The 20,813-nt window shown below is 62.4% G+C and carries 16 protein-coding genes; 15 read left to right on the top strand and 1 reads right to left on the bottom strand.

Annotation, left to right across the window (positions count from 1 at the left end):
• Positions 1–44 precede the first annotated feature (44 nt).
• From R9B84_RS20420 to R9B84_RS20380, 9 genes are all read left to right on the top strand, one after another.
• Complete coding sequence (locus R9B84_RS20420; RefSeq protein WP_423760178.1) at positions 45–584, top strand: sigma-70 family RNA polymerase sigma factor; 540 nt, start codon at positions 45–47, stop codon at positions 582–584.
• 824 nt (positions 585–1,408) lie between these two features.
• Positions 1,409–2,479 carry a TauD/TfdA family dioxygenase gene (locus R9B84_RS20415; protein WP_423760177.1) on the top strand — a complete coding sequence of 357 codons (1,071 nt, stop codon included), beginning with the start codon at positions 1,409–1,411 and terminating at the stop codon, positions 2,477–2,479.
• Positions 2,480–2,486: 7 nt separating this feature from the next.
• Positions 2,487–3,533, top strand: coding sequence for an ornithine cyclodeaminase family protein (locus R9B84_RS20410; RefSeq protein ID WP_423760176.1), 1,047 nt, complete (start codon positions 2,487–2,489; stop codon positions 3,531–3,533).
• The gene (locus R9B84_RS20405) at positions 3,527–4,909 is read left to right on the top strand and encodes an alanine racemase (RefSeq protein ID WP_423760175.1); all 1,383 of its coding nucleotides are present in this window, start codon (positions 3,527–3,529) and stop codon (positions 4,907–4,909) included. Before R9B84_RS20410 ends, R9B84_RS20405 begins: the two co-directional genes overlap by 7 nt.
• 2 nt (positions 4,910–4,911) lie before the next feature.
• Complete coding sequence (locus tag R9B84_RS20400; protein WP_423760174.1) at positions 4,912–5,949, top strand: cysteine synthase family protein; 1,038 nt, start codon at positions 4,912–4,914, stop codon at positions 5,947–5,949.
• Between the two features lie 41 nt (positions 5,950–5,990).
• On the top strand, positions 5,991–7,322 hold the full coding sequence (locus tag R9B84_RS20395; RefSeq protein ID WP_423760173.1) for an MATE family efflux transporter: 1,332 nt from the start codon (positions 5,991–5,993) through the stop codon (positions 7,320–7,322).
• A gap of 1,263 nt (positions 7,323–8,585) precedes the next feature.
• Positions 8,586–9,365 (top strand): helix-turn-helix domain-containing protein, encoded by a 780-nt coding sequence (locus R9B84_RS20390; protein ID WP_423760172.1) that lies wholly within the window; start codon positions 8,586–8,588, stop codon positions 9,363–9,365.
• Between the two features lie 12 nt (positions 9,366–9,377).
• Positions 9,378–9,626: a hypothetical protein gene (locus tag R9B84_RS20385; RefSeq protein WP_423760171.1), complete on the top strand. Its 249-nt coding sequence runs from the start codon at positions 9,378–9,380 to the stop codon at positions 9,624–9,626.
• A gap of 81 nt (positions 9,627–9,707) precedes the next feature.
• On the top strand, positions 9,708–13,739 hold the full coding sequence (locus R9B84_RS20380; protein WP_423760170.1) for a DUF3683 domain-containing protein: 4,032 nt from the start codon (positions 9,708–9,710) through the stop codon (positions 13,737–13,739).
• 52 nt (positions 13,740–13,791) lie between these two features.
• On the opposite strand, the gene R9B84_RS20375 is transcribed toward R9B84_RS20380, so the two are convergent.
• Entirely contained in the window at positions 13,792–14,544 is a 753-nt protein-coding gene (locus tag R9B84_RS20375) for a thioesterase II family protein (protein ID WP_423760169.1), read from the bottom strand.
• Positions 14,545–14,843: 299 nt separating this feature from the next.
• Between R9B84_RS20375 and R9B84_RS20370 the strand changes: the two genes are divergently transcribed.
• From R9B84_RS20370 to R9B84_RS20345, 6 genes are all read left to right on the top strand, one after another.
• Positions 14,844–15,554 carry an ABC transporter ATP-binding protein gene (locus R9B84_RS20370; RefSeq protein ID WP_423761003.1) on the top strand — a complete coding sequence of 237 codons (711 nt, stop codon included), beginning with the start codon at positions 14,844–14,846 and terminating at the stop codon, positions 15,552–15,554.
• On the top strand, positions 15,551–16,942 hold the full coding sequence (locus R9B84_RS20365) for an ABC transporter permease (RefSeq protein ID WP_423760168.1): 1,392 nt from the start codon (positions 15,551–15,553) through the stop codon (positions 16,940–16,942). Before R9B84_RS20370 ends, R9B84_RS20365 begins: the two co-directional genes overlap by 4 nt.
• 61 nt (positions 16,943–17,003) lie before the next feature.
• On the top strand, positions 17,004–17,438 hold the full coding sequence (locus R9B84_RS20360) for a FixH family protein (protein ID WP_423760167.1): 435 nt from the start codon (positions 17,004–17,006) through the stop codon (positions 17,436–17,438).
• A gap of 59 nt (positions 17,439–17,497) precedes the next feature.
• A complete protein-coding gene (locus R9B84_RS20355; protein ID WP_423760166.1) occupies positions 17,498–18,634 on the top strand; it encodes a DJ-1/PfpI family protein in 1,137 nt (378 codons plus the stop codon).
• Positions 18,635–18,746: 112 nt separating this feature from the next.
• Entirely contained in the window at positions 18,747–19,529 is a 783-nt protein-coding gene (locus tag R9B84_RS20350; protein ID WP_423760165.1) for an outer membrane lipoprotein-sorting protein, read from the top strand.
• Entirely contained in the window at positions 19,526–20,797 is a 1,272-nt protein-coding gene (locus tag R9B84_RS20345) for a hypothetical protein (RefSeq protein WP_423760164.1), read from the top strand. Before R9B84_RS20350 ends, R9B84_RS20345 begins: the two co-directional genes overlap by 4 nt.
• The last annotated feature ends 16 nt before the right edge of the window (positions 20,798–20,813 follow it).

Here is a 20,813-nt window from a genome sequence, read left to right as displayed (position 1 = left end):
ATTTCCTTCCCGCCTGCAGCCATTGATGTTGAAGGGGTTGTGACATGACCGTCACGCAGTCCGCCGTGCATCAGCATGTCCCTGTTCTTTATCGTGACCATCAAGGTTGGCTGCAAAGCTGGCTACGTCGGCGGTTGGGAGATGCCGCCGACGCTGCTGACCTTGTCCACGACACATTGCTGCGCCTGATTGTCAAACCAGCACGCAAGGATTTCGGGAGCGACGCTGAAGCGCGGGCTTATCTGCGTGCGATTGCGCAGGGGATGTGCATCGACCTATGGCGCCGTCGCGAAGTCGAGCAGGCATGGCTGAACGCGTTGTCGGATCAGCCCGAGGCTGGTGAACCGTCTGCGGAACACCGTGTCATCGTCATCGAAACGCTGGTCGAGATCGGCGAACTCATCAACCGCTTGCCGGATAAGGCGAGGCGAGCCTTCATCATGGCGCAGATCCACGCGTTGCCCACTCGGGAGATCGCTGCTGCACTCGCTGTTTCAGCGCGGATGGTGCAGAAGTATCTCGCACCGGCCTGTTGCATCTGGCGTGGATCGACGCCGGTCTCGTTTGCTGACGCATGCCGGTGATCCTTCCCGCGTCTGGTTCGGAGAGCGATGTTCGAGCTGATCGCCAACGCGGCGATCTGAGGCGGTAGGCGCGGCTCCCGTCTGCGAAGTGTGTTGCGCGGAGCAATTATCGCCAGGAATATTTCGTTTAACGAATTAATTGGCGAATTGAGTCGCCATCGGTATGGCGACATCGGCGTCGACTCGCGGGTCGCGGGAATCACGGCGGTCGGCCGCTTGCCAATAGGCAGTCCGGACCAGACGCTCGCGATACTCGGGCACGGGCTGCCAATCAGGGTAACGCGAATACATCCGTGGCGGACCGGGATCGACGCCAGGTGACGTGCAAGGCCAGGCGCACCGCCGGATTCCGCGTGGTCGACTGATCCGCGAAAAAAATTATCCGGATTCGGTTCGCGTTTCTGGTCCTCATCCGGTTAACAGAGGAAAGGGAATCATTCGCGATGGGTTCATACGCTGAATGACGGCGTGGTGATCCAGCGTGAAAGTGGGTGACGATCGCGCCCGCTGCCATCACGGAGTGCCCGCCTGACACGCGGGAGCGCGGCCGTTGTCCGGTAAGCCGCGTAGATGTTGATTGGATAGCTGAAGGGCATCGTTTTTCTTGGCATGTCGATTTCAAAGGATCAAGACCTTGCCAGACGGGCACGTTTGTCTTGTCCGCGGAGATCGGCATGCAAGGAATGCCATCAGCCCCACCAAAACGATATTGAGAGACGACGGACCGCAATGCGCCACGGAGCAAAGCGGTCGTCGACGACGAAAGCTCGGGCATTCGCCGCACCACAGGTGCGTGATTGCCCGATTTCACACGAGGGAAATGTATGAATCTTTCCGAAGGCATCGATCCATCCGGCCTGCGGCCGGTTTCGAAGTCGCTCGCTATCTATGAATTGCGCGACGACGAGGTGGCCCGACTTGCCGACATTGCGCAGGAGTTGATCGCTCAATACGACAGTGTCGAGAGTGTCGCGTTCGCAAGCGATTGCATGCTGGCCGCGCAGGAATTGCCGCGCTCGCTGCGTTCGCTGGCGCATCGCTATCGACAACTGGAACTACCGTGCAGTGTGCTTCTGTTGCGCGGAATGCCGGTGGACGACACCCGCATCGGCCCGTCGCCGTCGCACTGGGACGCGCCATGGCGCAACCCGCGATCGCTGAATGAAGAAGTCATGCAATGCCTGATGACGTCGCTGCTGGGTGACATGTTCGGTTGGCGCACGCAGGAAAACGGTCGCTTCCTGCGTCACATCGTGCCGATCAGGAATGACCATGCCGAGCAACTCGGCGGCGGCAGCAGTGTGACGCTCGTGTGGCACAACGAGGAGGCGTTCCACGAGCATCGAGCCGATTTCCTTTCGATTCTTTGCTACCGCAACGACGAGCGGGCAGAAACGATTTTCTGCGGGATCGAGGAAATCGGGATTCCAGACGACATGTGGCGGGTATTGAGCGCCCAACGCTTCATGATTCTTCCGGACAAGTCGCACTTGCCCGAGCAGAACGTCAGCGAACACTGGCGACTTGACGATCATGTATTCGAGCACATCCGCCGCATGCACGAGAGCCCGGAGCCGGTGTCGGCCCTGTCCGGGCTGCGCGCGAAGCCGTGGTTGCGGGTGGACGAGGCATTCATGGCCGCGCTGCCTGGCGACGAGGAGGCGCAGCGTGCGTTGCGCTGGCTGATCGACGCCTGCTATACGCATCGCACGAGCGTTGTGATGCACCCGGGCGACATGGTCTGGGTTGATAACAAGCGCGCCGTCCACGGACGCACCATCTACCGCCCCAACTATGGACCGCGCCAGCGCTGGTTGCGGCGTGTCAACGTCCACGTCAACCTGCGCGAGACGTTGCCGTTCCGGCAGGCCCCTTCGATGCGCGAAATACTGTGAGACACGAATGAATACGATGACACTAGAGATGCCCGGTGCGACCCAACCCGACGCGGACGTACGACCGCGGCTTGCGACGCAACCGTCAAGGTTGCTTGTGCTTGGCAAGCACACGATCGACGAACTCGACTACGACCCATCGATGGTGCTCGAGGCGGTCGAGGGTGCATACCTTGGCCTTGCTTCCGGCGAATCGGAGAATCCGCGCAAGCTGATGAGCCAGCCGGCCGACAAGCATTCGGTTGCATATTCGATGCTGGGCCGAGACGGTGGGCGTAAAACCGTCGGATTCAAGACGTCGTATAAATACGACCCCGAACACAACCGCGAACTACAGAAGTACTACACGACATTGCTGCTGTTCGACGATGAAACCGGCCTGCCCGTTGCACTGATGGACGGCAGCCTGGTCGGGTCGCTGCGTACGCCGGCCGTGTCGGCCTTGATCGCGCGTGTCGCCGCGCCGCATGCCAGAACGGCACTTGTCGTCGGAACCGGAACGCAGGGGCGCATGGCGGCGCCGTTCCTGCTGACCGCCCTGCCGGACATCGAGCGGGTGATCGTACACGGCCACTATGAATCGGGAATCGATGCCGTGCGCAGCACGCTGAAGCGCTTTCACCCCGACCGTGACATTGAGGTGTCGACGGATCTCGCCGCGTCGGCGAGTGAGGCGGACATCGTGCTGGGTGTGGCCGGCGCCGGCGTACCGGAGACGGTGCGTCACGCGGCGCTGAAGCCGGGCTCTCTTGCACTTCTGGTCGGATACGGGATTCACGCCGACGCGCTGCATCGTGCCGACTACCGGATCGCGACAAGCGAGGCACAGATGTTGGTGACCGGCGCCGATCTCGTTGACGAAACCGGCAAGCTTCCTGCTGTCGATGCGGAGCTGCCGGACATACTGGTCGGTCGCAAGCCGGCACGGCGCAATGATGGCGACATCGTCTACGCGTTCAACAGCGGAATGATCGTGACCGACATTGCGCTCGGGCGCGTGTTGGCCGACGCGGCTCGGGTGAAAGGGCTCGGCGAGGAAGTCGAACTATGGTGAGCGACATCCCCCGACTGCCCGCGTTGTGGGACCCTGCATTGCGCGATTTCGTGGACGGGCATCACGCAATGATCCGCGATCTGGCGGACGGCTTCGACGCGCCTGTCCATTTCCTGTTTCCAGAGCGATTTGCCCGCAATGTCGCGGCGTTCCAGCGCGTGCTCGACGCATATCGGGTTCCGGGGCGCGTGTACTACGCGAAGAAGGCGAACAAGGCGCGCTGCTTCGCGCACGGAGCGGCAGAAGCAGGGATCGGCGTCGATGTCGCGAGTGCGGGCGAGTTCGCCGACGCGCTGGCCGCAGGGGTGTGCGGCGCCGACATCGGCGTATCCGGTCCCGCAAAGGCGAGTGCGCTGCTACGGCTCGCCATCCTGCACGATGCGTTGATTGCCGTCGACAGTATCGACGAACTCGATCGTCTGGCCGCGATTGCGCAGCAATCGAATCGCGTCGCACGTGTTCTGCTGCGCATGGCGCCAGATGTGCAAAATGGGAGTCGATTCGGCTTGAGCGCCGAGGCGCTCCGCCTGGCGCTGTCGGCGTGTGCCGCGATGCGGTCGTCGGTCGTCCTTGAAGGGTTCTCGTTCCATCTGTCCGGTTACAGTGCAACGGCCCGCTGCAATCAGGCGGGGATCGCGCTGCGCGCGTGCATCGCCGCTCGAGCGCTCGGTCTTGTGCCACACACGATCAATATCGGCGGTGGCTTTGCGATGTCGTACGTCAGCGAGGGCGACTGGCTCGCATTCCAGGGCGCACACCGCGCCGGCGATTACCATGCAAACAAGGTATTCGACGGCTTCTATCCGTATTACTCGGCGTGCGGCGGTGCGCAGATGCTCGATGCAATCCTGGCCGGCATCCCCGATGCAGAATCAACGTCGCTCGCCGAACTGGTACGTGAGCACGGCCTGCAGGTCATGCTGGAACCGGGGCGCGCGCTGCTGGATCAGGCGGGATTCACGGTGTTCGCCGTGCAAGGCGTGAAGGATTGCGGCGACTATGGCATGGCGACCGTCAACGGCACGAGCTTCAGTGTGTCCGAGCAATGGTTTTCCAGCGAATTCCTGCCCGATCCAGAGTTGCTGACGCCCGTGCGCGAATCGTCGCAATCTCTGCGTGCGGCAGGCCCTTATCGCGCGTGTGTCGGCGGCGCGAGCTGCCTCGATTCCGACATGCTGACCTGGCGCAAGATCGCGTTCAAGCAACGCCCCGAACCTGGCGATCTCCTGATCTACCCAAACACGGCCGGCTATCAGATGGATTCCAACGAGTCTCCATTTCACGAATTACCGCTCCCGCCAAAGCTTGTCTTAACGCTCGACGGTGCGCGGCCGCGTTGGCGCGTCGATCGCCATTCCCAGATCTCCGGAGCCTGACAATGAATGTACGTTTTCTCGGTGAACAAGCCACGATTACCCTGCCCGCGATCGTGTCGAAAGTATCGGATCTTGTCGGCCGCACGCCGCTGTTCGAATTGATTCGCGGTGCCAACGGAGCGCGCATCCTGCTCAAGCTGGAATCGACGAATCCGACCGGCAGCGCAAAGATTCGGATGGCAAGGCAGATGCTCGACGAAGCGGAGCAGGACGGAAGCCTGCGGCCGGCCGGACGCGTGATCGAATCGACCTCCGGCAACACGGGTATGGGCCTGGCGCTGTTGTCGGCCGAGCGCGGTTACCGATTTACCGCAGTCGTGGACTGCCACGCGTCGAAAGACAAGCTGCGCGCGATGCAGGCATTCGGCGCGGAACTCGTCTACGTGAGTGAGGGCGAAGCACTCGCGACGGTGGACCGGGAGGCGCTTGCCGAGCGAATGGCAGCCGACGACCCGGACAGTATCTGGACCGAGCAGCATAACAATCCTGCGAATGGCAACGGCTATCGCGAGCTGGCACACGAGTTGCGCGAAATTCTCGGCGACCGAATCGACTTCCTGGTCGGTTCGGTCGGCACGGGCGGCTCGCTTTTCGGCACTGCGCGCGAACTGCTCGCGACGGGCTCCGCGCCACGTGTCGTCGGTGTCGAACCGGTCGGCTCGATCGCATTCGGCGGCGAAGGTGGATCCTATTATCAGTCCGGCACCGGGACACCGCCTGGAGCCGAGATTGGTGCATTGGTCGACTACGCACTACTCGACGAAGGGGTCAAGGTGACGGACGCGGCCGCATTCAATACCGCCCGCTACATCGCACGCAAGAGATCGCTGCTCGTCGGCGGCTCGGCAGGCGGCGTTATCTGGCATGCATTGAAGATGCTCGATTCGTTGCCGGCCGATTCGACGCTTGTCGTCCTGGTATGTGACGGCGGCGAGAAGTATCTCGACACGGTGTTCAACGACGAGTGGATGCGCGAGCGAAATCTGCTCGACGAGTCCATCGCCCGCGAACTCGAACCTATCTTCTCCCGCGCCGTATGAAACTTCATCGACAAGTCTGGCTCGATGTCAGGAAAATCGGCTTGCTCGCTGCCCCCCTTGTTCTCACGCAGCTCGCCCAGGTGGCGCTAACGACGACCGACATTGTAATGATGGGAATGCTTGGACCCCGCGAGATTGCCGCCGGTGGTCTCGCACTGACGATCTTCAATCAGTTTCGGACGATGGGGACCGGGCTCGTGACGGGCACCGGCAATCTGGTCGCGTTCGCCAACGGCCGGCAAGCTCACGCGGAAATCCTGCGGCTGGGGCGCGCCGGTTTTGCGCTATCGACGCTTGCGGCACTGGTGTTTTCGCTACTGATGCTGTGTATCGAAATGCCGCTCGTCTGGCTCGGGCAAGATCCTGATGTTGCAAGGCAAGCGTCGTTCTATCTTGCGGCTGCCGCACCCGGTATATTGCCGTGCCTGTGGTTCCAGGCGCTTCGGCAATATACCGTCGGCTTGCGCAAGCCGGGGCCGCTACTGGTGATCACGATCGTTTCGATTGTTGTCAACGCAGCGCTCGACTACGCATTGATGTTCGGCCGGTTCGGATTCCCCAAGCTCGGTTTGATTGGCATTGCCTGCGCAACCAGCAGTGTGTACCTGCTCTCGTTCATTGCGTTTCTCACGATCGTAAAGCGCCGGCCGGAACTGGCCGAGAACCTGTCGCTTGCCGTCTGGCGCACGGACGCCGAAGCATTGGCGCGAACGTGGCGAATGGGGCTTCCGATCGCGGCCACGTATGGGTCGGAAGCGGCGTTCTTCACTGTCCTGACGCTCGTGATCGGAACGCTCGGCACCGATGCGCTCGCCGCCCAGACGATCGTCAATCAGGTGATTTACATCGTGTTCATGATTTCGGTCGGGTTGTCTCATGCATCATCGATCAGCATCAGCCACGCGTGCGCGCAGCACGACTATCGCGGCGCCCGGCGGCTCGGTTATACCGGACTCGGGCTTGGCGTCGGGGCCATGCTGATCGTTGCGCTGCCGTATCTCGTCACACCGACCCGCGTGCTTGCGCCATTCCTCGACAACAGCGTTGCCGCGAGTGCGGAAGTCCTGCGACTCGCAGCAGGACTGCTGACGATCGCGGCGCTGCTGCAGATCTTCGATTGCAGCCAGAACATCGGTGTCGGCATTTTGCGGGGCCTCGGCGACGTGACAAGCTCGTTCCGTATCTCGATCGTCGGGTACTGGATGATCGGTCTGCCCGTCGCATGGGCGGCCGGTGTGCTGCTGGGGTATGGCATCTACGGCATCTGGAGCGGACTCGCGATCGGGCTTGCCGCAACGGCGTCGATGCTGCTTCACAAGTTCGAGGGCCGCCTTCGAGTGCTGACGAAACAGGCTCGCACGGGGCATTCGTGAACAAGCTGAATGGTCCCGATGTGCAAGCAGGTGACGCGTCGATACGCGAATGCTCGTAGTACCGCGCAGTATCGAACGCATCGATCGCCGGACTGCGCCGATCGTGCCCAAGCATCGGTGCCCGGCGGTGATGGTCCAACACCATCGACTGTCGACCGCAGGGCGTTTGTCGCTGCTGCGAGTGCCGCGCCTGCTGCCCGGTTACGTACAGGTATGCGTCGCGAGACGACCTCCGGGTTTCTAGATGGATGGCGTGCGGGCCGTTAAGCGCTTGATGGCCCGCATGCCCTGTCCACCAAAGACGACAACGCAGTTTTTTTGCAACCGCTACCGGTATGCAAAGCAAATACGTCGTCATGCTCTCGGTGACGTAGCCACTGACGAGATTTACAAGTCATTACAGTGACCGCCAGCGATCGCTCGAATGGATTCCCGATTAAATACGTCGATTGCCTGTCAGTTTTGACAGTCTGCCGGGACATACAAGAACAAGGAAATATGGCTGTATCAAAACGGTGGGATTCCCTTCGACATCGTTGTCCTCGCTTGACCGTCGCGATGATCGAATGTCGCTGATTCTGACGGTGTGAATAATTGATAGCACTATGCGAATGAGTGAAATTGAAATTCTAACAAGTGGAAAGTTTTACGAATTCGCCGGGCTGCAGATTTGTCGAAATGACGAGTGCCATCAATTTTTTCGAAATTTCGTGCGCCAAAGCGGCGGATTGTTGATATGACGTGCTTTGTTTTTGTGTAATGTGAAAGAAAGCTTCATTACATATTTTTTTGCGATGAGTAATGTTCCTGCCATCTGTACTCCGATATACTTGCGCAACGTCAAATTTAAAGCGTGGAATCCAAGCGTGGAGGTTAATCGGGGGGTGTCCCGGTGACCGCCGGCTCGGATGTTGGAACTGAATGAATAAAATATGACGCGACGCAAGTGGGTGAAATCGATCTGTCATCGGATCTGATGCGCAACGCTGTTAATAATTAACAGTTTAATATTGCAGATGTTAACGGTCTGAAGGGACGAGTGTTGTCTGCATTCGCTGTTAAATTATTCATTCGAAAAACTTGTTTATGAATGGCGATCGATTTTACGATGCCATTGCTCGCTGTCGCGGTGATGGCGCGCCGAATGAAAATTGTGGTTGATCGGTAGCCCGTTATGGTATTGACACTTCAGGAAATCGAAAGTCGATTGCCAGGGCATGCCAATGCATACGAATCTTGTCTTTTCAATAAGGGCCCGGCAAATTGGAGACCTTTTCTCGCATCATCGGCGAGATTCTTCGCCCCAACGGCTTGACCGACGGGATCGATCAACTCGCGGAAAAAATTGGACGAGTGATTCCGTTCGACAAGTGTTTGATCTTGCATGTCGGAAGCGGCGAGACAGCTTCTCATGGTCTGATCTATCGGTACGGTGCGGCGAATGACGTCGCCGGAACCCGGCGAGGCTTGACTCTGTTTGGTGCCACGATTGACATTGACCAATATTTGAGTTGCTTCACGTTGTCTAACCGTCAGGACCATACATTTCATTGGCACGATCTCGATGCCGGATTGCCGCCGTGCGATGCGTTTGTCAATGACCTTGCGTTATCTATGCGGGGAAAGGGCATTGTCGCCTGTATCGGAGCGCCACCGGGCGATTCGACCGCGACCCGGACCGTTCTGCAGCTGAAGTGTGAAGACGCGACATTGCACTCGGCGCTTCTTCTGACCTTCATTGCCATGCATTTGCATACCGCGTTGATTCAAAAGATCGCGGGCCAGAACCATCGGGATGCGGAACTACGCGCGGCGGATCTTGGCCGGAAACCCTGCGAGGACTCGAAGGGAATTCAGTTTACGAGAAAGGAATCCGACGTAATCAAATGGGTAGTCGAAGGCAAGACTGCCTGGGAAATTGGCCGGATACTTTCCATGTCGGAAAGGACGGTCAAGTTCCATCTGACCAACGTATACGAAAAACTGCGTGTTTCGAACCGGGCACAAGCGGTGGCGAAAGTCAGCCGTCTGGGATTGATCTAGAGGAGTTCAGGAATGTCTTTCAAGGAAAAGGTCAAGGCGTTTGTCGCGCGTCACGGATTTACGTACAAAGCATATATTCTGTCGATTCTCTTTTTGCCACCGGCGGCGGTTTACATCGCGTGGAAGCGTCCAGGCCTGCCGCCTTTCGGCCGCGTTGTGCTCTGCGTCACCGGTGTACTTGCGCCCCCATTGGTCGGCGTGGCCACGGCGTTGATCCTGAAAAGCGCGTTCGATCTGATCCGGACGGTCGTTTCCGTTTAGTTCGCCTGCTTGTGTCCGGATACGTTCCCAGTTTCCTGAGCCTTGTTTCAGCCCGCTTCACCATTCGCTCCATAGACTCCAATGAATGCCCGACTGCCAACCGTACTTTTGTTCGATTGTGTTCGGGCAATAGCGGGAATACATGAGCCTTCACGCAACATTCCGTATAACTACACGTCGTTTTCCGATCGCGAGATCGTGATCCGCCTGCTCGGCGCAGACGCGTGGTTGGTGCTCGACGCACTGCGTGCCGAGCGCCACACGGGCCGCTCGGCGCGGCTGCTGTGCGAAGTGCTGGGTGACATCTGGGCCGTGCGCCGCAATCCGTACCTGCAGGATGACCTGCTCGACAACCCGAAGCGTCGCGCGTTCTTGATCGGCACGCTGCACGACCGGCTGACCGAGATCGCAAGGCGTCGCCGTGTGCGTGTGGATGGCCAGTATGGTGGCGCCGGCCGCGAGCGCGCGTTGCGCGTCGAGATGCTCGAAGCCGCCGCGCAGCGTGCGGTCGACGAGTTCGCGGACGAATTCGAAAAAATGGCCGACCTGCGCCGCCGTGCGACCAAGGCGCTCGGCCGCTGCACGCAGAAGGACAACATCCGCTTCGACGGGCTGTCGCGCGTGTCGCACGTCACCGACGCGACCGACTGGCGCGTCGAATACCCGTTCGTCGTGCTGACGCCCGATAGCGAAGCCGAGATCGCCGCACTGATCAAGGCCTGCTTCGAGCTCGGCCTGACCGTGATCCCGCGCGGCGGCGGCACCGGCTACACGGGCGGCGCGGTGCCGCTCACGCCGTTCTCCGCGGTGATCAACACCGAGAAGCTCGAACAGCTCGGCGCGGTCGAGTTGACCGAGCTGCCGGGCGTCGCGCACAAGGTGCCGACGATCTTCTCCGGCGCGGGTGTGGTGACGCGCCGCGTGACCGAGGCGGCCGAGGCGGCCGGCTACGTGTTCGCGGTCGATCCGACGTCGCTCGACGCATCGTGCATCGGCGGCAACGTCGCGATGAACGCGGGCGGCAAGAAGGCCGTGCTGTGGGGCACCGCGCTCGACAACCTGGCCTGGTGGCGGATGGTCGACCCGGACGGCAACTGGCTCGAAGTCACGCGCCACGAGCACAACCAGGGCAAGATCCACGACATTCCGGTCGCGCGTTTCGAACTGAAGTGGTTCGACGGCGCATACGCGCCGGGCGAGAAGCTGCTGCGCACCGAGATGCTCGAGATCGAAGGCCGCCGGTTCCGCAAGGAAGGGCTCGGCAAGGACGTGACCGACAAGTTCCTCGCCGGCCTGCCGGGCGTGCAGAAGGAAGGCTGCGACGGGCTCATCACGTCCGCGCGCTGGGTGCTGCACAAGATGCCCGCGCATACGCGCACCGTCTGCCTCGAATTCTTCGGCCAGGCGCGCGAGGCGATCCCGAGCATCGTCGAGATCAAGGACTACCTGTTCGAAACGTCGAAGCAGGGCGGCGCGATCCTCGCGGGCCTCGAGCACCTCGACGAGCGCTACCTGCGCGCGGTCGGCTACGCGACCAAGAGCAAGCGCAATTCATTCCCGAAGATGGTGCTGATCGGCGACATCGTCGGCGACGATGCGGACGCCGTGGCGCACGCGACGTCCGAAGTGATCCGGATGGCGAACGGCAAGAGCGGCGAGGGTTTCGTCGCGGTCAGCGCGGAGGCGCGCAAGCGCTTCTGGCTCGACCGCAGCCGCACGGCCGCGATTGCGAAGCACACGAACGCGTTCAAGATCAACGAGGACGTCGTCATCCCGCTGAACCGGATGGGCGAGTACACCGACGGCATCGAGCGGATCAACATCGAGCTGTCGCTGAAGAACAAGCTGCAGCTCGTCGACGCGCTCGAAGCGTTCTTCCGCGCCGGCAACCTGCCGCTCGGCAAGACCGACGACGCGAACGAGATCCCGAGCGCCGAGCTGCTCGAAGACCGCGTCCAGCAGGCGCTGGAGCTGCTCAAGCGCGTGCGCGCGCGCTGGGAATTCGTGCGCGACCGGCTCGACCAGCCGCTGCGCGAAGCGCAGCACTACCTCGTGCAGCTCGGCTACGAGGCGCTGGCCGAGAAGTTCGCGGATCGCGCGGACGAGCAGCCGGGCGCGACCGTGTTCCACATCACGCAGGACCGCACGGTCCGCATCTCGTGGAAGCAGGAGATCCGCGCGGAGCTGCGCGCGATCTTCAACGGCGGCGCGTTCAAGCAGATCCTCGACGAGGCGCAGGCGATCCACAAGCAGGTGCTGCGCGGCCGCGTGTTCGTCGCGCTGCACATGCACGCGGGCGACGGCAACGTCCACACGAACATCCCGGTCAACTCCGACAACTACGAGATGCTGCAGGACGCGCACGCGTCGGTTGCACGCATCATGAAGCTCGCGCGCTCGCTCGACGGCGTGATCTCCGGCGAGCACGGGATCGGCATCACGAAGCTCGAGTTCCTGACCGACGACGAGATCGCCGAGTTCCGCGCGTACAAGCAGCGTGTCGACCCGAACGGTCGCTTCAACAAGGGCAAGCTGCTCGACGGCGCCGATCTTCGCAACGCATACACGCCGAGCTTCGGGCTGATGGGCTACGAGTCGCTGATCATGCAGCAGTCCGACATCGGCGCGATCGCCGATTCGGTGAAGGACTGCCTGCGCTGCGGCAAGTGCAAGCCGGTGTGCGCGACGCACGTGCCGCGCGCGAACCTGCTGTACAGCCCGCGCAACAAGATCCTCGCGACGTCGCTGCTGGTCGAGGCGTTCCTGTACGAGGAACAGACGCGCCGCGGCGTGTCGATCAAGCACTGGGACGAGTTCAACGACGTGGCCGACCACTGCACGGTATGCCACAAGTGCGCGACGCCGTGCCCGGTGAAGATCGACTTCGGCGACGTCACGATGAACATGCGCAACCTGTTGCGCAAGATGGGCAAGAAGAAGTTCAACCCGGGCCAGGCCGCGGGCATGTTCTTCCTGAACGCGACCAATCCGCAGACGATCAACGCCGCGCGCAGCGTGATGATGGGCGTCGGCTACAAGGTGCAGCGCTTCGCGAACGACATGCTGAAGAAGGTCGTGACGAAGCAGACGCAGCACCCGCCGGCGACCGTCGGCAAGCCGCCGGTGGTCGAGCAGGTGATCCACTTCGTCAACAAGAAGATGCCGGGCAACCTGCCGAAGAAGACGGCGCGCGCGCTGCTCGACATCGAGGACAACAAGATCGTGCCGATCATCCGCAACCCGAAGTCGACGACCGTCGATTCGGAAGCGGTGTTCTACTTCCCGGGCTGCGGCTCCGAGCGCCTGTTCTCGCAGGTCGGGCTCGCGACGCAGGCGATGCTGTGGGAAGCCGGCGTGCAGACGGTGCTGCCGCCGGGCTACCTGTGCTGCGGCTATCCGCAGCGCGGCGCGGGGCAGTACGACAAGGCCGAGAAGATCGTCACCGACAACCGCGTGCTGTTCCACCGGGTCGCGAACACGCTGAACTACCTCGACATCAAGACGGTGGTCGTGTCGTGCGGCACCTGCTACGACCAGCTGGCCGGGTATGAATTCGACAAGATCTTCCCGGGCTGCCGGATCATCGACATCCACGAGTTCCTGCTCGAGAAGGGGATGAAGCTCGACGGCGTGACGGGCACGCGCTACATGTATCACGACCCGTGCCACACGCCGATCAAGACGATGGACCCGGTGAAGCTCGTCAACGAACTGATGGGCACGGAGAAGGACGGCTACAGGATCGAGAAGAACGACCGGTGCTGCGGCGAATCGGGCACGCTCGCGGTCACGCGCCCGGACGTGTCGACGCAGGTCCGCTTCCGCAAGGAAGAGGAGATCCGCAAGGGCGCGGCGAAGCTGCGCGGCATCCCGGTCGTGGCCGGCGAGGCGAGCGCACCGGCGCCGGCCGCAGCGGCCGCGAACGGCCCGGACGTGAAGATCCTGACGAGCTGCCCGTCGTGCCTGCAGGGCCTGTCGCGCTACAACGAGGATGCGAACATCGAGGCCGACTACATCGTGGTCGAGATCGCGCGCCAGGTGCTCGGCGAGAACTGGATGGCCGATTATGTCGCACGCGCGAACCATGGCGGGATCGAGCGCGTGATGCTATGAGCGGCGGACCTCGTCAAAACAATGCAGACGCGGCCGGTTTTCGGGATCGAGCCTATGCGCCGGCGGTCAACGTCGCCACAACATGATCCTGAAGCTCGCGTTCTCGTGCATGGATAAAGAAGTGATCGCCGTCGAACCGATGAAGTGCGAACGGCCCGTCGCTGTAGCGACGCCATTCGCGCAGCGCGTCGATATCGACATGCGGATCGCGCAGGCCGCCGAACACGGTCAGCCCGCACGGCAACGTGAAAGGCGTATCGGGGCAATATCCTTCTGCGAGCGCCAGATCGGCTCGTAGCGCTCGCAGGAAGTGCCGAAGCCAGTCGGGCTCCGACAGCAGGGCGGCTGGCGTTCCGCCCATCGTCTTCAGCCAACGGATCAGGTCCGGTTCGGGCAATCGATGAATCGATAACGGACGAGGTGCAACATGCGGAGCACGGTGTGCGGCACAGAACGCGTGGATGGGCTCAGGAAGCCCTCGGCGGCCGAGCTCCCTCAGCCATTCGATACCGACGACACTGCCGAAACTGTAACCGAACGTGCTGAATGGCTTGTCAAGGAGCCCGCTCGCAGCCTTTGCCAGTGCATCTACCATTGCGTCGAGCGATGCCGGTGGCGCTTCCGCGAAGCGTGTTTGGCGTCCCGGTAGTTCGACCGCAACGACTTCGATCCAGCTGGGCAGGTCAAGCGCCCAGCGTCGATAGAGCAGCGAGCCCGCTCCAGCGTACGGGAAGCAGAACAGCCGATGAGTCGCGGCGGGTTGCGGGCGATGCAGGATGAACCAGGGTGTGATCTTGACTGGCATGCCGATTCAGAACGGAAGTCGTGAGGAGTCTCGGCCGCGACCCGGCGCGGCGCTCCGATGCCGGCACAGCGTAATCGGAAGGGCGGGTGACGTGTGCCGTCCGACGGTACAGGTTGACGATCCAACCCGGTCGTGATGGCTCACGAAATCCGGAAGGGACACCACTTCGCGGCATCGGGGCCGCCCCTGGGCGCTGCCCCAACGAACAGGTTTTTCCGTACACGCAAGTTGGTATTCTGCGCTGCGCGATCGTCCCTGCGCGTTGCTGTCGCGGGCCGCCAACTTCGTACATCGAGACCATGAACGCCGTAATACTCGAAGCCGTTGAGAAGTCGTACCTGATGGGTTCCGTCAACGTGACCGCGCTGCACGACGTCACGCTTGATATCCGCGATGGAAGACTGACTGTCATCGCCGGTGCGTCCGGCAGCGGGAAGTCGACGTTGCTGAATCTCGTCGGTTGTGTAGACCGACCGGATCGCGGCCGCATCGTCGTTGCAGGCGAGGAGGTCGGCCGCTTGTCGGACGACGCACTGTCCGACTTTCGAGCTCGCCGGCTCGGCTTCGTCTTCCAGAACTTCAATCTGCTGCCGGTGCTCACCGCACACGAGAACGTCGAATATCCGCTGCTGCTCGCGGGTTCGCGACTGACCGAGTCCGAGCGCGCGCTTCGCGTGCGGGACATGCTCGATGCGGTCGGCCTTGCGGACAAGGCGCATCACCGGCCAGGGCAGATGTCCGGCGGTCAGCGACAGCGGGTCGCGATCGCCCGCGCACTCGTCGGGGCGCCGACCCTCGTATTGGCAGACGAGCCGACCGCCAACCTGGACAGCAAGACCGGACAGCAGATCATCGCGCTGATGCGGCGACTGCAACAGGAGCGGCGCGTGTCGTTCGTGATTTCGTCGCATGATCCGCAGGTGCTCGCGGCGGGTGATGACGTCGTCCACATTGCCGACGGCAGCGTGTCCACCGTGACACGCACCGATGCACAGGAGGCGTTCGCATGAAGACATTGTCGCTCGCGCTGCGCAACCTGCTGCGCAACCGTCGCCGTTCGATCACGACCTTGCTCGCGATGATCGTCGGCGCCCACGCGGTGCTGCTGTTCGGCGGCTATACGCGCAACATCACGTATGGTCTGCAAACCGATTACGTGAAGTACGGCGGCCACCTGCAGATCGAACGCAAGGGGTTCTACGAGTTCGGGAGCGGGAATCCTTCCGAGTACGGGATCGAGAATTACGAGGCGATCATCGATGCGGTGAAAGCCGACCCGGTACTGGCGCCCATGGTGCTCGTCGCGACACCCACGCTGCAGTTGCAGGGGATTGCGGGCAACTTCGATGCCGGGTTGTCGCGCACCGCACTCGCGCTCGGCGTGCGTGTCGACGACCAGAACCGGATGCGCGACTGGAACGACTATCACTTTCCGGTGACGATTCCACCGATGGCGCTCACCGGAACGGCAGGCGACGCAGCCGTGATCGGTACGGGCCTCGCGCGCGTACTCGAACTGTGCGGACCGCTCAAGGTACCCGACTGCAAGCCGCCCAAGAAGCCCGCAGACACGGCGAAGACCTCGCCGCTGCCGGCCGACATCGCGGCGCTCGCCGACGGGTTGCGCGACGCGCCGTCTGCCGCGACGGACGGGCGTCGGATCGAACTGCTCGCAGCGACCGCGCGCGGTGCGCCGAACGTCGCGGAACTGCAGGTGGTGAAGGCGGAACGGCAGGGGATCAAGGAATACGACGACATGTACGTGGGCTTGCATCTTGCGCAAGCGCAACGGCTCGTCTACGGCAACGAGCGGCCGAAGGCGACGGCGGTCGTCGTGCAATTGCGCCACACCGCGGATTTACCCGCCGCGAAGGCCCGACTCGAGACGCTGCTCAACACCAAATTCGCCGGTACCGATACGGAAGTGGTCGATTACACCGTGCTGAATCCGTTCTACGGCCAGGCGCTTGCGATGTTCACGACACTGTTCGGTTTTGTCGCGCTGCTGATCGCTGCGATCGTGCTGTTCACTGTCGGCAATACGATGAGCACGGCGGTGTTCGAGCGCACGGTCGAAATCGGCACGCTGCGCGCGATGGGATTACGCCGCGCCGGCGTGCGTCGCCTGTTCCTGTGCGAAGGGTTGCTGCTCGGCGTGATCGGCGCGGTGCTCGGCGTCGTCAGCGCAGCGATGCTCGCTGGCGTCATCAACGTCAGCGGTCTTACGTGGACACCGCCGGGTCGCTCGCCGGTGCCGCTGATCATTCGCGTGTGGGGCGAGAACGATCTGATCGTCGGTACCGCGATCGGCCTGCTCGTGGTGTCGATGCTTTCCGCGTTGCTGCCCGCGCGCCGCGCGTCCCGAATGGAGATCGTCGATGCGCTCCGCTACGCGTGATCGAACGACCGGATCTTGCACGATTGAAATGATTGCGAAATCGATTCGTCGGCGGTTTGTCATGTTAGCCTTCGCCGGGAGCTGCGCCGCATGGCTCGGTGCATGTGGCGCACCCACCGAGCAGTCGGTTCCCGCGGGGCTGAATCTGTCGCTGACGCAATCGACTGCGGCAGGCGCATACGTCGTGACGCTCGTGCCGCCCACGACGCCGCCGCCACTGAACCGGATCCATGCATGGACCGTCACCGTGAACCGTGCGTCGGGCGAGCCCGTGCGCGGTGCGCGCATCGACGTGAGCGGCGGGATGCCTCAGCACGGGCACGGTCTGCCGACGCGCCCTCGAGTCGTCCCGGACGACGGTAGCGGCGTGTATCGGCTGCAAGGGATGAAGTTCAGCATGCCCGGGTGGTGGACGATCACGCTGAAGGTACGGGAGGCGCAGGGCGGCGGCGACGTGACGTTCAACGTCGTGTTGCCGCCCGCGGCGGCGTCGTGACGATCGAAACGGGCGCCATGCCTGTTTACTGGATGAATTCCATTCACGGAGAAGCTTCAATGCGAAGAGTCATGCTGTACTGGATGATGTTGCTGCTCGCGCCGTTTGCATCGGGTCTCGCGAGTATTGCCCATGCGGGGCCGGCGAACGAAGCATCGGCACCCGCCGCGCCCGTTGCCGCTCGCGCCGACCGGCTGCCCGCCTATCAGCCGCGCTTCGGACGCACGCGCCCGCTCGTCGCCGTCGTTGGCGAGAACTACTATACCGAGCTGACCGATTACGTCGTCCCGTATGGGATCGTCGCCGAATCGGGCGCCGCGGATCTCGTTGCGCTAGCAACGAAATCGGGTCCCATCCGGATGTTCCCGGCACCGATGAACGTCATTCCGGACGAAACGACCGCGCAGTTCGACCAGCGCGTGCCCGAAGGCGCGGACTATGTGATCGTGCCGGCCGTGCATCGCGACAGTGATCCGGCGCTGCTTGCATGGGTCGCCGAGCAGGCGAAGAAGGGGGCGACGATCATCGGCGTGTGCGACGGCGTCTGGGTCGTCGCACGCGCGGGTCTGCTGGAAGGCCGCCGCGCAACGGGGCACTGGTACTCGATGAATGACCTGCGCAAGAAGTTTGCCGATACGCGCTGGGTCGATGGCAAGCGCTACGTTGCCGATGGCAAGGTCGTCACGACGACCGGCGTCACCGCGACGATTCCGGTGTCGCTTGCGCTCGTCGAAGCGCTCGCCGGTCGCGAACGGGCGCTGCAGGTCGCCGAGCGACTCGGACGCCCCGCGTGGTCATCCGAGATCGCAAGCGATCGCTTCAACCTCGGATTGCCGGCGATGGCGACGATCGCGACCAACTACGTGTCGTTCTGGTCGCATGAGGATTTCGGCATTCCGATCGCACCGGGTGTCGACGAAATTGCGCTCGTGCTCGAAGCCGACGCGTATTCGACCACGTTCCGCTCGACGGCCTACACGGTTGCCGCGAACCGCGAACCGGTGCGCACCCGGCGTGGACTGACCATCGTTCCCGACCGCGTTGCCGGCGTTGACGCGCCGACGCGTATGTTGTCCGCCCCGATTACGCGCTACCCGTTGCATGCGCTCGACGCGTCGCTGAAGGCGATCTCGTCGGAATTCGGCAAGCGCACGGCCGCATGGGTTGCACTGCAGATGCAATATCCGGGCTACTGAGCAGCGCACCGCCGCTTCGACTTATTCATCCCCGGTCGTGCCGGTTTTCCACCCGTTCCGGGTGGAGAGCCGCGCTCGTCCCTGTCATTCCGTATTTGCTCCGGAGATTCCGATGCAGACGCATTCGATGGCGCGCCTGTGCGCTGCCGTGATCCTGGCACTTGCCTGCAGTGCCGCACAAGCCGCGCCAGATCCACAGCGGATCCTCGCCGCGAGCGATGCCGTGCGCAACCCGAGCGAACCGTTCACGCTGAACGTCACGCTGACGCAATACACCGACGGCAAGCAAACGGATACGAACGCACTGACCGCCTATTCGCGGATCAATCCGGCGAGCGGCCAGTTTCGCAGCCTGATCCGGTTCGCTGCGCCAGCACGCGACGCGAACAAGCTGATGCTCAAGAGCGGCAACGACCTGTGGTTTTTCGATCCCGCGAGCAAAGCGACGATCCGCATTTCGCCGCAGCAACGGTTGCTCGGGCAGGCGTCGAACGGCGACGTGGTCACGGTCAATTTCGCGCAGGGCTATCGCGCGCAGATCGAGGGCGAGGAGGACGTGCAGGACGGTGAGCGCCAGACGCGCCGTGCATACCGGTTGAAGCTCGTTCAGAGCGTGTCCGACATGACCTATCACTCGATCGAAATGTGGATCGACGCGGCGGACTCGCGTCCGGTGAAGGCACGTTTCTTCAGCGAAAGCGGCAAGCTCCTCAAGACCGCATTCTATCGACGTTATCAGCAACAGCTCGGCGCGTTGCGGCCGACCGAGATCGTGATCATCGACGGGCTCAATCCGAATCTCGTGACCGTGATGCGATATGCGGACTATGTCGCGCGCGAGATTCCGGACGCCTGGTTCCAGTCCGATTTCATGGCACGTTTCCAACCGGAATGATGAAGCGACTCAGCATCGTCTGCATTGCGTTGGCCGGCGCGGCAAGCGCGTGCCATGCGAGTGACGCGGAAGAGGCGGGCCTGGCGCTCGCCGACGCGACGCCGGTGCAGACGGTCGACGACGGCAAGTACCAGTTCAGCATCGAACCGGGCCTGCGCTTCGCGACCCTGCGGCCCGGCGGCACGCGGATGGCCACGCGCCTGTCGCTCGACCTGACCGCGCGCCATGCGTTCTCGAGCGGCTGGGGCATCAATCTCGCCGATCGACTCGACCTGAATGGTCCACTGCGCTTCGATGACGACTCCGGTGCGATCAACACGCTGAAGGAACTGTACGTGGACGGTCGGGTGGGCGGTGGCAAGACCCTGCTGCAGGCCGGCCGCGTCAACGTGAGGCTCGGTGTCGCCACCGGCTACAACCCGACCGACTTCTTTCGCGACAACGCGGTCCGCTCCGTGACATCGGTGGATCCCGCGAGCCTGCGAGAGAACCGGCTCGGCACCGTGATGTTGCGCGGTCAGCAATTGTGGGCAGACGGTTCCATCAGCGCGCTGGTCGCGCCGCGCGTCGCGGATCATGCAACCGACGCGTCGTTTTCGCCGGACTTCGGCGCAACGAATCAGCGCACGCGCTGGATGCTTCAGTTCAGCCAGCACGTGGTATCGGATCTGTCACCGCAGATCGTGATCTATGACGACGGAAAGCCGGGCAGTTCGCCGCAATTTGGCGTCAACCTGGTCCATCTCGTGAACAATGCGTGCGTCGGATACGCGGAATGGTCCGGAGGGCGAGGGCCGTCGACGCTCGCTCGCGCGCTCGGACGCCCGTATAGCGATGTCGCGTTTCGCTGGAAGCTCGCAACAGGCGTGACGTGCACGACGTCTCGCAATCTGTCCGTCACGCTGGAGTATGACCGGGATGGCGCGGCACTCGATCGTGCAGGGTGGCAGGCGCTGCGCAACGGCCCCCCGGCCAGCTACGCCGCGTATCGGACGCTGGCGGCCGCACAGCAAGACCCCGTCACGCGTGACGGGCTGTTCGCGATGGTCAGATGGCAGGATGCATGGTTCCAGCGTCTCGATCTGTCCGGTTTCGTCAGGTTGAACCTCGCGGATCGCAGCAGGCTCACCTGGCTCGAAGCGCGCTATCGCTTCGCCCGTACCGACGTCGCACTGCAATGGCAGATCAATGCGGGTGCGTCGTCAACCGAATTCGGCGCACTGCCGCAGTCGAATCTTTGGCAGCTGCTCGTCAAGCACTACTTGTGACACGAGGCATGTGCGC

The sequence above is a fragment of the Burkholderia sp. NLJ2 genome (assembly GCF_049487195.1).
Classification (GTDB): Bacteria; Pseudomonadota; Gammaproteobacteria; order Burkholderiales; family Burkholderiaceae; genus Burkholderia; species Burkholderia pyrrocinia.
This window is presented reverse-complemented; position numbering and strand designations above follow the sequence as displayed.